This is a genomic window from Pseudodesulfovibrio alkaliphilus, assembly GCF_009729555.1.
Classification (GTDB): Bacteria; Desulfobacterota; Desulfovibrionia; order Desulfovibrionales; family Desulfovibrionaceae; genus Pseudodesulfovibrio; species Pseudodesulfovibrio alkaliphilus.
Genome location: NZ_WODC01000011.1, coordinates 49391 through 63369, shown reverse-complemented (window position 1 = coordinate 63369; position 13979 = coordinate 49391). Strand labels below are relative to the sequence as shown.

Genomic DNA, 13979 nt, shown 5'->3' with positions numbered 1-13979 from the left:
AACTGAAGATGAGCGTAGCACGCAGAGCATTTATACAGATGAGTGTGGGCGCATCCGTCGGTATCCTTTTTACTCCGACGGTCTGGACCGCCCTGGACGACGTATCCATCTGGACGCAGAATTGGCCTTGGATTCCCACGTTGAAATACGGGGAAATCAAGAATCAGCCCGCCGTGTCCAAAATGTGTGAATCCGGCTGTGCCGTAAAGGTCCGCACCGTTGCCGGGCAGGCCTTTGGAACAGAGGGCAACACGGACAATCCTCTCTCGGGAGGGGGCATTTGCCCCATGTGCGCCAATGGTGTCCAGGTCATGTACAGCCCGACCCGGATCAAGGCTCCCCGTCTCAACGGAGCTGAAATATCCTGGGACGAGGCCCGCAAGATCGTGGCCGAAAAGCTCGCAGCGGCGGGCAGCAGGGTCGCTGTAATCAGCGGCGATCAGAGCGGTACCATCAACGAGGTCTTCTCGGCGTTGTTGACCAGCAAGGGCAGCGACGGTTTTTACGCCATGCCCTGCGAAATGCAGACGGCCGACAAGGCGTGGAGAGGGCTCATGGGTGGCTCAGGCCAGATTGGCTATGATCTGGAGAACGCCGATGTGGTCCTGCTTGCCGGGGCCGACGCCCTGGAGTCCTGGGGACCCACTGTAGCGAACATGCAGGCATTCGCCGCTAACGATTCCGGCAAGTTCATCTTTGCCGGGCCTATGCAGACCCGCACTGCGGCCGTCACCAGCAAATGGGTGCCGGTTCCGACCGAGGGCATGGCCGCCTTTACCCTGGGCATCTGCTATTATGTCATGCAGGCCGGACGGTCCGTGGACGCTGCCGATTTCGAGCAGTTCAAGTCCATGGTCACGAGCAATTACACCCCGGCCAAGGTCGAGGCCACCATCGGCGTTTCCGCCGATGCCATGGCCGACATTGCCCGGACCCTGCTCACCGCCCGCAATCCCGTGGTCGTTCCGGCCGGCTCCGTGGCTGGGGACGCCGCTGCGTTTGCCTTGAACATGCTCCTTGGCGGCGCCATGAAGGTGCTGCCGGAATTCGACAAGGCCATTGATACCGCCATGTCCCGTAGCGAGATGCTCCAAAAGGATATCCGCCAGGGCGTCAGCGCCGATCTGTTGCTGGTCTACGAGGCCAATCCGGCCTACGTGCTGCCCGAGCAGGTCAAGGCCGGGTTCACCGTGGCCTTCGACAGTGTGGAAACCGAGACCACCGCTGCTGCGGACCTCGTGCTGCCCACGCCGCACTCCTATGAGCGTTTTGACGATATGGTCAGCCCCTACGGCATGCCTGTCGCCACCTACACCCTTGGAGCCCCGGTTTCCAAGCTGACTCTTGATGTCAGGAATGCTGGCGATTTCGTGCTCGGCTTGGTCGATCTCGGCTTTGAGAGTTTCGAGGAGGTGCTCGACGCCAAGATCGCTGCCATCGGGGCCAACAAGCGCCGTTTGATGTCCGGTTCCGCCCATGTGGTGGGCGCCTCGGCGGGAGTAGGCGGCGTCTCCTTGGCCTCCAACGTGCTGGGCAAGGCCGCCGTGCCTGTCAAGGGTTCCGGCGCCGTGGCCCTGGCTCCCTATACGCTGCTCAATGTGGGCACGGCCAACCGGGCCACCACGCCAAATGCCCCCTGCACCATCAGCAACAACCAGCTCCTCGGCGACAACATGGTCGTCATGATGGCTTCCGCCACGGCCAAGAAGCTTGGCGTGGATGTCGGCTCCAAGGTCAAGCTTTCCGGTGGAAACGGGGAGTGCGTGGCATTGGTCCAGATATACGAGGGCGTCCTGCCCGGCGTTGTGGCCGCTCCTTTGGGTATGGGCCACACCGTGGGCGACGAGTTCTCGAAGGGCAAGGGCGATAATGTCTACAGGATTCTCACGGTGAGCTCGGAGGCTGCCACCGGCACCTCCACATGGGCCGGTTCCACTGTGAACATCGCCAAAATCTAGGGGGAACCGACATGGAAGTTAAAGAATTCAAGATCAAATGGGGCATGGTCATTGATATTGACAAGTGCACCGGTTGCGGAGCCTGCATGGTCGGCTGCCAGGTGGAGAACAATATCGCGCCCATGACCAAGAAAGACCCATACAACTATGTTCAGGCCCTGACCACGGATCGCGACGACGCATCCAACAAGCTTCGGACCCTGACCTGGATGAACGTGTACGAACTCTCCAACGGGAAAGTGTTCCCGGACCACGAGGTTGCGTACCTGCCCAGGCCCTGCATGCAGTGCGGCCATCCCGCCTGTGTGCCCGTGTGCCCGGTCGTGGCCACCGACAAGAACGAGGAAGGCGGCATCGTCTCCCAGATATATCCCCGCTGTATCGGCTGCCGGTACTGCATGGCTGCGTGTCCCTACCATGCCAGGTACTTCAACTGGTGGGATCCTCTCTGGCCCGAGGGAATGGACAAGGGGCTCAGCCCCAACGCCTCGGTGCGCCCGCGTGGCGTGGTCGAGAAGTGCAGCTTCTGCCACAGCCGCTACCTGGATGCCAAGAACAAGGCCAGAGCCGAGGGAACCGACCCCATGGACCTTGCCGATGGCGCATACAACACGGCCTGCGCGGAGATCTGCCCCACCAAGGCCATCACCTTCGGCGATCTGAACAATCCCGAACACAAGGTGTATGAGCTTGCCAAGAGCAAGAATTCCTTCCGCCTGCTTGAGAAACTCGGTCTGGACCCCCAGGTCTATTACATGACCGAGCGCGAGTGGGTGCGCATGCAAGGCGACAACTACAACGGCGGCGATGGCGCTGCGTCCAACCATCACGGCTAGGAGGTGAGCAATGGATAGCAAACTCTTCCCGGAAGGGGTCCAGCGGTGCTCGTTTGGCCAGTTCGCCATCTGGATGCTGGCGATCCTCGGCGTCTTCGCCTGGGGGCTGTATGGCGCCGTGCTGGTTCTTTACAACGGCATCGGCACCACCGGACTGGACAACTATTTCGGGTTCGGTGCGTGGATCACCTTTGACCTCGCCGTCATCGCTCTGGGCGCTGGCGCGTTCTTCACCGGATTCCTGAAGTATATCCTCAAGATCAAACAGCTTGAGAAAATTATCAACCTGACGGTCATCGTCGGCTTCATCTGCTACTCAGGTGCCATGCTGGTGTTGACCCTCGACATCGGCCAGCCTGGCCGGGCGTGGTTCGGCTACTGGCATCCCAACGTCCACTCCATGCTGACAGAAGTTATCTTCTGCATCACCTGCTACTGCACCGTGCTGATTATCGAGTTCGTCCCGCTGATCCTGGAGCAGAAGCAGCTGAACAAGATCCCCTTCATCCACGCGCTGGCGCACAACATGCACGTCAACATGGCCCTGTTCGCAGGTCTTGGCGCCTTCCTGTCCACCTTCCACCAGGGTTCGCTGGGCGGCATGTACGGTGTCCTTATCGGTCGCCCCTATGCCTTCCGCGAAGGTTTCTTCATCTGGCCCTGGACTTTCTTCCTGTTCGTGCTCTCCGCCGTTGGTACCGGCCCGGTCTTTACCGTCCTGGTCGCCACCTTCATGGAAAAGCTCACGGGCAAGAAGCTGGTGGACTTCAAGACCAAGGCCCTGATGGGCAAAATCGCCGGCTCCATGCTTTGTGTCTACATGTTCTTCAAGATTCTGGACACCTGGGCTTGGGCCGTTGGCTATCTGCCTTCCGTTGGACTGACCTTCGACGAGATGTTCTACGGAATTGCCTACGGCAAATGGATGTTGTGGACCGAGCTTGTGCTGTGCGGCGTGGTCCCGGCCATCATGCTGGTGGTTCCGGCCATCAGAAACCGGCCCGCGATGCTCTATACGGCCGCCATCCTCGGATGTATCGGCGTGTGTATCAACCGCTACGTGTTCACGGTTCAGACCCTGGCACATCCGGTCATGCCTTTTGACAGCTGGTACGTGTACTACGCCAACTGGGTCGAGTACGCGACTTCGCTGATGATCGTCGCCTACGGCTTCCTGGTCTTGAGCCTCAGTTATCGTTATCTGCCGGTCTTCCCCCTGGAGACCAAGCTGAACTATCAGAACAAGTAGGTTCGGTATCCTCGTCACTCCAAGGCCCGCTCGCGAGAGCGGGCCTTTTGCATTTGTGGCATGAGGATTCATGAAGCAACTGGAATTGTTGTTCGAGAATGACTGGTTGTGGAAGAAAAGAGAATAGACAGTGAGCTGTTGCTGGATTCCCTTCGGTCACTGACGGGGAGTGGGCAGTAGGATTTCAGGTGCGACTGATCGGGCCGTAACTGCGGCTACCAACGATTCTTTCAGCCCTCCGCCGCGTGGAATGGAGAGGGCCAGGCCATCCCGGAGGGTGGTCTGGTCCTTTCCATTTCACGCGGCTTCTTGACCGTCGGAGGCTCGCTTGGGCTCCAGGGGCCTTAGGCCCTTGGCGGGTCCGGGCGGAGTCCGGCCGCCGGAGGCAGCATCAGGCGCCTGGTCACGCCGTTTCTCCCGGAGCGTCCTCGGGTTGCGCGGTGCGGGCATCGAGCCAGCGCTGGAATTGGTCCATGTAGGTATAGAAGATGGGGGTGAGGTAGAGGGTGACGATCTGGGAGAAAGCGAGACCGCCGACCACGGCGAGGCCGAGGGGGCGGCGGATTTCCGCGCCTGCGCCGAAGCCCAGCGCGATGGGCATGGCTCCCATGATGGCGGCCAGGGTGGTCATGATGATCGGTCGGAAACGGATTGTCGCGCCCTGGAAGGCGGCTTCCTGTGGGGAGAGGCCGGTTTTTTCGGCTTCAATGGCGAAGTCCACGACCATGATGGAGTTTTTCTTGACGATGCCGATGAGCATGATGATGCCGACCATGCCGTAGAGGTCGAGATCATAGCCGAAGAGCATGAGGGTGAGCAGTCCGCCGAAGGCGGCAGAGGGCAGACCCGAGAGGATGGTCAGGGGGTGGATGAAGGATTCGTAGAGGCTGCCGAGCAGGATATAGATGGCCACGATGGCGATGAAGAGCAGGAAGTAGAGTGAGTTCATGGATTCGGCAAAGGCGCCGGCCGTCCCCTCGAAGAGGGTACTGATGGTCTGGGGGAGCTTTTCGAGGGCCAGGGCCTCCACAGCCTCTGTAATCTGGCCCATGGAGGTACCGGGCTTGCCGCTGAAGGCGTAGGTCACGGATTCGAGTTGGCCGGTGTGGTTGACCGTGACCGGGCCGGTGGATTCCTTGATTGTGGCCAGGGCGTCAAGGCGGATGAGATTTCCCGCATCGGAGCGAATGTAGAGCATGGAGAGGGCGTCTGAGTTACGTTGGAACTCGGGCTTGAGCTGCATGATGACCTTGTATTCGTCCACCACGGTATAGATGGTGGATATCTGGCGCTCGCCGTAGGCGGTGAAGAGGGCGTTTTCGATGTCGTTTGCCGTGACGCCAAGGCTGCTGGCCAGGTCGCGTTCGATTTCTATTTCGACCTGTGGGGTGCTGATCTGCAGGTCGCTGTTGACTCCGGTGAGCAGCGGATGCTTGCGCAACTCCACTTCAAATTGTTCGGCATTGGCATAGAGCGTTGCCGAGTCGGGCGAGAGCAGGGTGAAGAGGTAGTCGCCTTTGGCCTGCTTGCCGCCGATGGGGATCATGGGCGGGTTGACCAGGAAGACTTCCAGTCCCGGCAGGGAATTGACCGGCCCCCAGAGCTCCCGGAGGATTTCGTCCAGTTGTTTGCGCTTGTTGGCCGGTTTGAGCAGGGCCACGATCATGCCCTGGTTGGAGAGGGGGTAGCCGATGATCTGGATCTGGTCCCGGACTCCCGGATTGGCGCCGATGATGGGCACGGTCTCCATCTGCTGGCGTTCCATTGATTCATAGGCGATGCCCTGACGGGCCTGGGTAAAGCCCATTATCAAGCCCTGGTCGTCGCTGGGCAGGAATCCCTTGGGAATGACCATGAAGGCCCAGGCCGTGGCCGTCAGGAGCAGACCCGAGGCGATCATGGTGGAGCCGCGATGGCGCAGGCAGAAATGCAGGCTGGCCTTGTACCAGCCCATGAGGCGGTCGAAGACCGGGTCGGATTCGGCGATGCGGGTCTTGCTCTTGAGCAGGCGGCTGCCGAGCATGGGGGTGAGCGAGAGGGATACCACACCGGAGACGAGAATGGCCGCTGTTATGGTGGTGGCGAACTCGTGCAGCACGCGGCCGACGATGCCCGCCATGAACATGATGGGCACGAAGACAATGGCCAGCGAAAGCGTCATGGAGATGATGGTGAACCCGATTTCGCGTGCGCCGTCGCGGGCCGCCTGCATGGGGGTCTTGCCCATCTCCAGGTGGCGGATGATGTTTTCGATCATGACGATGGCGTCGTCCACGACAAAGCCCACGCACAGAGTCAGGGCCATGAGCGAGAAGGTGTCGAGGGTGAAGTCCATGAGGTGCATGACCGCGAAGGTGGCGACGATGGAGAAGGGGATTGCTACCGAGGCGATGAAGGTGGACGCGATGTTTCGCAGGAAAATGAAGACCACGAGAATGACCAGGGCCACGGCCAGAGCCAGGGTGAACTTCACATCGTTGACCGACTCCTCGATGAATAGGCTGTTGTCGTGAACAATGTCGAGGACGATGCCCGCAGGCATCTGGGAGGTGATCCAGGGCAGTTTTTGCCTGATGGAGTCCACAATCTCGATGGTGTTGGTGCCGGGCTGGCGTTTGACGGCGATGGTCAGGCTGCGCTTGTCGTTGAGCCAGGAGCTGAAGCGTTCGTTCTTGACGCCGTCCTCCACCAGGCCCAGATCGCTCAGGCGCACGGGCTGGCCGCTGCGATAGGCCACGACCACGTTGCGGTATTCGTCGGCCGTGAGGAGCTGGCCGTTGTCTTCGAGCATGAGGGACTGCTCGGTCCCTTCAAGGGTGCCAAGGGGGAGGTTGACGTTGGCCTTTGCCACGGCGTCCTTGACCTCGTCGATGCCCAGGCTGCGCGATGCCAGCTCGCGGGGGTCGAGCCGGATCCGCACGGCGTATTGCTTTTCGCCGTAGATGAGCACCTGGGCCACGCCGGGGATCATGGAGATGGTCTGGGTGAGAAAGGTTTTGGCGTAGTCGTTGACCGTGGACATGGGCAGGGTCTCGGATCGCACCGAGAGATAGAGAATGGGCGTGTCAGCCGGGTTGACCTTCTGGAAGCTGGGCGGGTCAGTGATCTCCTGGGGCAGGTTGCTGGAGGCGCGGGCGATGGCCGATTGCACGTCCAGGGCCGCGCCGTCGATATTGCGGTCAAGGTCGAATTGCAGGGTGATGGTGGTTGAGCCCAGGGAATTGACCGAACTCATGGATTGCAGCCCGGCGATGGAGGAAAATTCGCGTTCCAGCGGCGAGGCCACACTGGATGCCATGGTTTTGGGGTTGGCCCCGGACATGGAGGCAGATACCTGGATGGTGGGGAATTCCACGGCTGGCAGATAGCTGACCGGCATGTGCAGGTAGGAGACGATGCCAAAGAAGAGCAGCCCCAGCATGGTCAGGGCTGTCATGACCGGCCTGCGGATGAAGAGTTCCGTGACTTGCATCAGGAGTTCTCCTGTCCTTTGGTGGAGTTGCCTTCGGCGGCTGGCGCGGTTTCAGGGGCGTTCTTTATCGCCACAGGCGCGTCGGGGAAGAGCCGGAGCATCCCCTCGACGACCACGGTTTCCCCGGCAGTCAGGCCCGAGTCGATGACGACCTCCTCGTCCACGCGCAGTCCTGGCACCACCGGCCTGATCTTTGCCTTGCCATCCTCGACCACGAAGACATATCTGCCGCTGGGGCCGCGCTGCACAGCCTGGGCCGGGATGCGTACCGCGTTCTCCTGGGTTGTGAGGATGAGGTTGATGGTTACGAACTGGCCGGGCCACAGGGCTGTGTCCTGATTGGGAAAACGCGCCTTGAGATTGATCATGCCCGTATCCGGGTTGACCCAGTTGTCCATGAAGGTGAGCACGCCCCTGGCGGGCTCGGCCCCGGAGAGGGCCGGGGTTGCCAGGACGGTCAGCTGGTTGTCCACATATACGGCCCGTATGCGTGGCAGCTCGTATCCAGGCACGGAAAACTGCACGTCGGCCGGGGCCAGCGTCTTGATGACCACCAGCTCGTCCTTGTCCGCACCCACGAGGTTGCCTTCGTCGAGGAGGGTGCTGCCCGCCATGCCGTTGATGGGCGAGGTGATTTGGGTGAACTTGACGTTGCGGCGGGCAATGTCCACCTGGGCGGAGTCCGCCTCCATGGCCTTGCGGGCCGTTTCGTAGGCGGTGAGTTTGACCTCGTATTCGTCGCGGGAGATGACGTTCTGGTCGAACAGGTCCTTGTAGCGCAGGTACTCCTTGCGTGCGTATTCGGCGTTGGCCCGGTCGCTGGCCACGCTGGCCTGGGCGCCCATCTGGGTATAGATGTAGGTTTCGGGGTCAATGGTATAGAGCGGTTGCCCGGCAGCGACCATGTCTCCGTCAAGGAAATGGATGCGCAGGATGTGGCCGTCCACACGGGATTTCACGGTCACGGAGTTGGATGCCTTGACATTTCCCACGGCCTTGATGGTCACCGGGGTGTCCACTGCCTTGGCTGTCACGGTATTGACCGGAGCGGCAGGGCGGGGTGCGGCCGCTTTCTTTTCCTTGTCGCACCCTACCAGGGCGAACAAGATGAAAAGTATGCCCAGAGCCGACAACGCATTCTTTTTCGATAGAATCCCGAGACGGCGCATGTGAGGCGTAGTTGTCATGTTTGCTCCGGTTTGAGGCGGTTATGGAGGAAAAGAGATGTCATTTCTTACGCCGTGGCATGATTTGGTGCAATCGTTAATCGCATCCGCGTGCTTAATGCCTGCGGGAAATAGATAAGAGCCTTGACTTTCAGGCGGATTCGGATAACAAGATACTGGCGAAAACGACACCCGGAAAGCCTGGCCAAAGGGGGCTTCCAGACTTTTCGGGTCCATTTTTTTGTCCAATCCACGTTCGGAGAATCCTACATGGCAATGATTGAAGTGCAGAAGCTGCATAAATGGTTTGGCGATTTTCATGTCCTTCAGGGCATCACCGAATCGGTGAACAAGGGAGAGGTTCTGGTTATCTGCGGGCCATCCGGCTCGGGCAAATCCACCTTTATTCGATGTATAAATCGGCTGGAGGAATATCAGAAGGGAACCATTCTCTTTGACGGCAAGGATATTCACGACAGGGACATCAACATCAACAGCCTGCGCGCCGAAATCGGCATCGTCTTCCAGCAGTTCAATCTCTATCCCCACCTTACGGTTCTGAAAAACGTCACCCTGGCCCCCATGAAGGTCAAAAACGTCCCGAGGGACGAGGCCGAGGAGTTGGCTCTGGCCCTGCTTGAGCGCGTGGGCATTCACGATCAGGCCCACAAGTATCCGGCCGAGCTTTCCGGTGGGCAGCAGCAGCGGGTGGCCATCGCGCGATCTCTGGCCATGAAGCCCAAGGTCATGCTCTTTGACGAGCCCACTTCTGCCCTGGACCCTGAGATGATCAACGAGGTTCTCAACGTCATGAAGGATCTCGCCCGCGAGGGGATGACCATGCTCTGCGTCACCCACGAGATGGGCTTTGCCCGCGAGGTGAGCGACCGCGTCCTGTTCATGGACGGCGGCGTGGTGGTGGAGCAGGCCCCGCCAGACGAATTTTTCAGAAACCCCCAGCATCAGCGTACAAAGAATTTCCTGAAGGAAATTCTTTAGGTCCGATACCCGGTTTTGCAAATGCAAAGAGAGAGAGGAGGAAGTATGAAACGTTTGGTTGTCGTATTGGCTCTGGTTCTGGTCATGGCTTTCGGCGTCTCGGCCGCCCATGCCAACAAGCTCGAAGAGATCAAGGCCAGGGGCGTTCTTGTGGCCGGAGTCAGGGACTCCACCAACCTGTTCGGCTTTGTTGACCCCAACACCAAGGAACTGGTCGGTTTCGATATCGACGTGGTCCGTTACATCGCCGACAAGTTGGGCGTGGATATCCAGTTCAAGGTCGTCACCTCCAACAACCGCATTCCCATGCTGGTGCAGGGCGCCGTGGATATCGTGGCCGCCACCATGACCCACAAGTTCTCCCGTGACGAGCAGATCGACTTCTCAATCACTTATTTCATGGATGGTCAGAAGCTGCTGGTCGAGAAAGGCTCAGGCATCAACTCCACCGCCGATTTGGCCAACAGGAAGGTCGGAACGGTCAAGGGTTCCACCTCCGAAGAGAACATCAAGGACGCCCAGCCCGCTGCCCAGGTCATTTCCTACGACGAGTATCCGCAGGCATTCATGGCTCTGAAGCAGGGCAAGGTCGTGGCCGTGACCACCGACTACGGCATCCTGGCCGGTCTCAAGGCTGGCGATGTCGAGCCCGATCGCTGGGAGATCGTCGGCGAGTTCTTCTCCTCCGAGCCTTATGGTCTCGGCGTTCCCGAGAACGAGTCGAAATTCCGTGATTTCGTCAACCTGTGCCTCAACCAGATGTGGCTTGACGGCACCTACCACGCCAACTTCAAGAAGTGGATGGGTTACGATCTGCCTGCTGGCTGGCAGATGGAGCTGTGGCCCATGTAATTGCGCCCTGATTCGTCCATCCGGGAGTGCCTCGGCACTCCCGGATTTCCCGTTTTTTGACACTTAACCCACGGATACAGCCTTGTCTTACAATTTTAACTGGAAGATCATGCTCTCCGGCGAGCCAGCCCAATGGATGTGGGAAGGGTTCGTCACCACCTTGCAGATCGCGTCCATTTCCCTTGTCTGCTCTATGCTGCTTGGCATCATCATCTGCGTTTTTCGGATGACTCCGTTTCGCCTGCTGCAATGGTTTAGTCTCGCTTACACCGAATTTTTCCGAAACACGCCGCTATTGGTGCAGATATTTTTCTGGTACAACGCATCGCATTTCGTCATTCCCACATCCATCAATAAATGGATGAATGCTCTGTATCATTGGTTTCCCGGTCCTTTCACCCTTTTCGGGCATGAGTTCGCGGGGCAGTGGATGCTCTTCAATGTGGAGTTCATCACTGGCGTCATCGCCCTGACCGTGTACACCTCGGCCTTTATTGCCGAGGAGATCCGGTCCGGCATCTTCTCCATTCCCAAGACGCAGCTTGAGGCATCCCGTGCCGTGGGGCTGTCGTTTATCCAGGCCTATCGGTACGTGATTTTGCCCCAGGCCCTGCGTATCGTTGTCCCACCGCTCATTTCCCAGTCCCTGAACCTGATCAAGAACTCGTCGTTGTGCATGGTCATCGGCGTGACCGAGTTGATGTTTATGGCCAGTCAGGTGGAATCCTATTATGGAGCCCCCTTTGAGGCGTTTTCAGCGGCCCTGCTGATATATCTGGCCATTTCGCTGTTCGTCTCCTTCTGCATCAACATGTACAACAAGCATTTCCTGATTCAGGTGAGTTATTAGGGGGCCGGGCATGCATTGGAATATCGTCTTCGACAATTTCGACTATTTCCTCTGGGGGCGCGCCACAGTGGACGGGGTGTTTCCCTTTGTCCACGACGTGGGCGGCATGGCGGCTGGCATCATCCTGGCCTTTTTCGGCATCCTGGGCGCTTTCTGGATAGGGCTTGCGGCCGGTCTGATGCGTTTGTCCAGGCGCTGGTGGGTCAAATATCCGGCAGTGGTGTATATTGAAGTGATTCGCGGCATGCCGCTGTTGCTGCTCATTTTTTGGTTCTTTTTCCTTGCTCCGGTGGTGCTGGGCAAGTCGCTGCCAGCCTTTTCCACAACCCTTGTCTGTTTCATTGTCTTCACTGGCGCGTATGTGGCCGAGATAGTGCGCGCGGGTGTGCTGGCCCTGCCCAAGGGGCAGATGGAGGCTGCGCGGGGGTCCGGGCTTTCCCGCTATCAGGCCATGCGCTATATCATCCTGCCCCAGGCCCTGCGCAACATGATTCCTTCCTTTGTCAACCAGTTCGTCTCCCTGACCAAGGACACCTCGCTGGCCTCGGTCATCGGCGTCAACGAGCTTACCCGTACCGGCGTCCAGGTGGACAACCGCGAGATGATCGCCTCCTTTGAGATATGGATCACCATAGCCCTGCTCTATTTTCTCATTTGTTACGTGCTGACCTCCATCAGCCGTCGCATGGAGGCCCACCTGTCCCGCTACCAGGCCAGGGGGCGCTAGATGGTCCTGGCTCCGGCAGAGCTTGCCCGCTTCATTGATCATACGCTGCTCAAACCCGATGCCACGGTTCGGGAGCTTGATGAACTCTGCACCCAGGCCGTGCGTTTCGGGTTTTACGGAGTGTGCGTCAATTCCGTGCGTATCGGCCATGTGGCAGACCGTCTGGCCGGCAGGGGGCCGCTGCCGGTCTCGGTGGTCGGGTTTCCCCTGGGTGCTTCGCCTTCCGCCGTGAAGGCGCTGGAAATGGCCACAGCTGTGGAGCAGGGCGCGAGGGAGATTGATATGGTTCTCAATCTCGGCGCTTTCAAGGACGGCGATCACGCCCTTGTTGCCGCTGATGTTGCCGCCGTGGTCCGTGCGGCCCAGGGGGTGCCGGTCAAGGTGATCCTCGAAACCGCGCTGTTGAGCGACGAGGAAATCCTTCTTGCGTGTAATATCTGCGTGAATTCCGGGGCGGTTTTCGTCAAGACCAGTACGGGTTTTGGTTCTGGAGGGGCAACGGTCGAGGCTGTCCGGCTGATGCGTAAGGCAGTGGGGCCGGAGGTGGGCGTCAAGGCCAGCGGCGGCATCTCCACTTATGAAAAGGCGCTGTCCATGCTTGACGCCGGGGCCAATCGCATCGGGGCATCGGCCTCGGTGGCCATCGTTTCCGCCAAAAACCCGGAGGGTTTTTGATGGATTTTCCGCTCCAGAATTTCTTTTCCCCGGACGAAATCGAGGCCGAATCTCTGCGGATTATCGATGCCGAGGTACCGCAGCCGCGTCCTTTTTCAGGAGTAAAATGGCAGATCGTGCGCCGCATGATTCACACAACAGCGGATTTCGAACTGCTCAACCTCGTCCGTTTTCATCCCGATGCAGTCGATTCCGGCCTCAAGGCGCTGCGATCCGGGGCGACAATCGTGACCGACACCGAGATGGCCCGGCAGGGAATTCCGGTGCGACGGCTTGAACCTTTGGGCGCGACCGTGCGCTGCCTGATGAATGACGAGCGCGTTGTGGCCCGGGCCAGGGCCGAGCATATCACCAGGGCTACGGCAGCCGTGGATTTGGCGGTGGACATGGCCGTGAATGTGGCCTTGGACAAGGCCAGGCCCATCATCTTTGTGGTGGGCAATGCGCCCACCGCCCTCATCCGGTTGGTGGAACACCTGGATCAGGGCATGCCTGCGCCGGCCCTGGTGGTGGCCATGCCTGTCGGATTTGTCAACGCCGCCCAGTCCAAGGCGCTGATCATGAGTCGGGCTGTGCCCTTCATCGCCATTGAGGGGCGCAAAGGCGGATCCGCTCTGGCCGCCAGCGTGGTCAATGCCTTGTGCATCGTTGCCCGGGAGTTTTCCTAGATTTCTTCTTTTTCTTCGTATACGGGTGGAGAAACGTCGCTTTGGGGCCGGATCAACCGACGCTTATTCTGTCGGCCTCCGGCTTCTGACGTATGTGTTTCTTTTTTTTGCCGATCCCTCTGTCAGCCCACTTGGGAGCAGGGGAGGGGCAGCGGTTGCGTTGTATTGGTGTTTCTGTTGTTCCGGGCAAAGGCGTGTTTTTGTGAACCGCAGGCGTTTCGCCCGTTCAAGACTATCAAGCGTCGGAAGGAGCTATGGCCAACAAGAAAAAGGGTAGGAGCAAGATCACCGTGTACCCCGACTGGTGCAAGGGGTGCGGTATCTGTATCGAGTTTTGCCCCGGCAGGGTGCTTGAACTGAGCGGGCAGGGGAAGGCCACCGTGGTGCGCGAGCAGGATTGCATCCGGTGCGGGTTCTGCGAGCTGCACTGTCCCGAGTTCGCCATCGTGGTCCGGGACAAGGATTTCGTGGAGGCGGACAAGCTCCCCCGGCGACGTGCGGCAAACACAACGGACAAGGGGGCGTAA

12 protein-coding genes are annotated in these 13979 nt (G+C 59.3%); 10 read left to right on the top strand and 2 right to left on the bottom strand.

The annotated features are described in order from the left end of the window. Positions 1-8 precede the first annotated feature (8 nt). The 3 genes from qrcB to qrcD are packed head-to-tail and all read left to right on the top strand — an operon-like array spanning position 9 to position 4043. Positions 9-1958 carry a menaquinone reductase molybdopterin-binding-like subunit QrcB gene (gene qrcB / locus GKC30_RS13910; protein WP_155935581.1) on the top strand — a complete coding sequence of 650 codons (1950 nt, stop codon included), beginning with the start codon at positions 9-11 and terminating at the stop codon, positions 1956-1958. Between the two features lie 11 nt (positions 1959-1969). Beyond that, on the top strand, positions 1970-2794 hold the full coding sequence (gene qrcC, locus GKC30_RS13905; protein WP_155935580.1) for a menaquinone reductase iron-sulfur cluster-binding subunit QrcC: 825 nt from the start codon (positions 1970-1972) through the stop codon (positions 2792-2794). Positions 2795-2804: 10 nt separating this feature from the next. Further along, positions 2805-4043, top strand: coding sequence for a menaquinone reductase integral membrane subunit QrcD (qrcD, locus tag GKC30_RS13900; RefSeq protein WP_155935579.1), 1239 nt, complete (start codon positions 2805-2807; stop codon positions 4041-4043). A gap of 403 nt (positions 4044-4446) precedes the next feature. Here the strand turns inward: qrcD and GKC30_RS13895 are convergent, their stop codons facing one another. Beyond that, a complete protein-coding gene (locus GKC30_RS13895; protein WP_155935578.1) occupies positions 4447-7515 on the bottom strand; it encodes an efflux RND transporter permease subunit in 3069 nt (1022 codons plus the stop codon). Further along, positions 7515-8702, bottom strand: a complete 1188-nt coding sequence (locus GKC30_RS13890) for an efflux RND transporter periplasmic adaptor subunit (protein ID WP_155935577.1) — start codon at positions 8700-8702, stop codon at positions 7515-7517. Before GKC30_RS13890 ends, GKC30_RS13895 begins: the two co-directional genes overlap by 1 nt. A 249-nt stretch (positions 8703-8951) precedes the next feature. Between GKC30_RS13890 and GKC30_RS13885 the strand changes: the two genes are divergently transcribed. The 7 genes from GKC30_RS13885 to GKC30_RS13855 all read left to right on the top strand — a co-directional run bounded on the left by GKC30_RS13885 (position 8952) and on the right by GKC30_RS13855 (position 13979). Next, positions 8952-9680: an amino acid ABC transporter ATP-binding protein gene (locus tag GKC30_RS13885; RefSeq protein ID WP_155935576.1), complete on the top strand. Its 729-nt coding sequence runs from the start codon at positions 8952-8954 to the stop codon at positions 9678-9680. Between the two features lie 45 nt (positions 9681-9725). Next, positions 9726-10532 (top strand): ABC transporter substrate-binding protein, encoded by an 807-nt coding sequence (locus GKC30_RS13880; RefSeq protein WP_155935575.1) that lies wholly within the window; start codon positions 9726-9728, stop codon positions 10530-10532. Positions 10533-10614: 82 nt separating this feature from the next. After that, complete coding sequence (locus tag GKC30_RS13875; protein WP_155935574.1) at positions 10615-11382, top strand: amino acid ABC transporter permease; 768 nt, start codon at positions 10615-10617, stop codon at positions 11380-11382. 10 nt (positions 11383-11392) lie between these two features. Next, positions 11393-12109 (top strand): amino acid ABC transporter permease, encoded by a 717-nt coding sequence (locus GKC30_RS13870; protein ID WP_155935573.1) that lies wholly within the window; start codon positions 11393-11395, stop codon positions 12107-12109. Next, complete coding sequence (gene deoC / locus GKC30_RS13865) at positions 12110-12784, top strand: deoxyribose-phosphate aldolase (protein ID WP_155935572.1); 675 nt, start codon at positions 12110-12112, stop codon at positions 12782-12784. Then, entirely contained in the window at positions 12784-13452 is a 669-nt protein-coding gene (locus GKC30_RS13860) for a precorrin-8X methylmutase (RefSeq protein WP_155935571.1), read from the top strand. The genes deoC and GKC30_RS13860 overlap by 1 nt, the downstream gene beginning before the upstream one ends. 254 nt (positions 13453-13706) lie before the next feature. Then, complete coding sequence (locus GKC30_RS13855; protein ID WP_155935570.1) at positions 13707-13979, top strand: 4Fe-4S dicluster domain-containing protein; 273 nt, start codon at positions 13707-13709, stop codon at positions 13977-13979.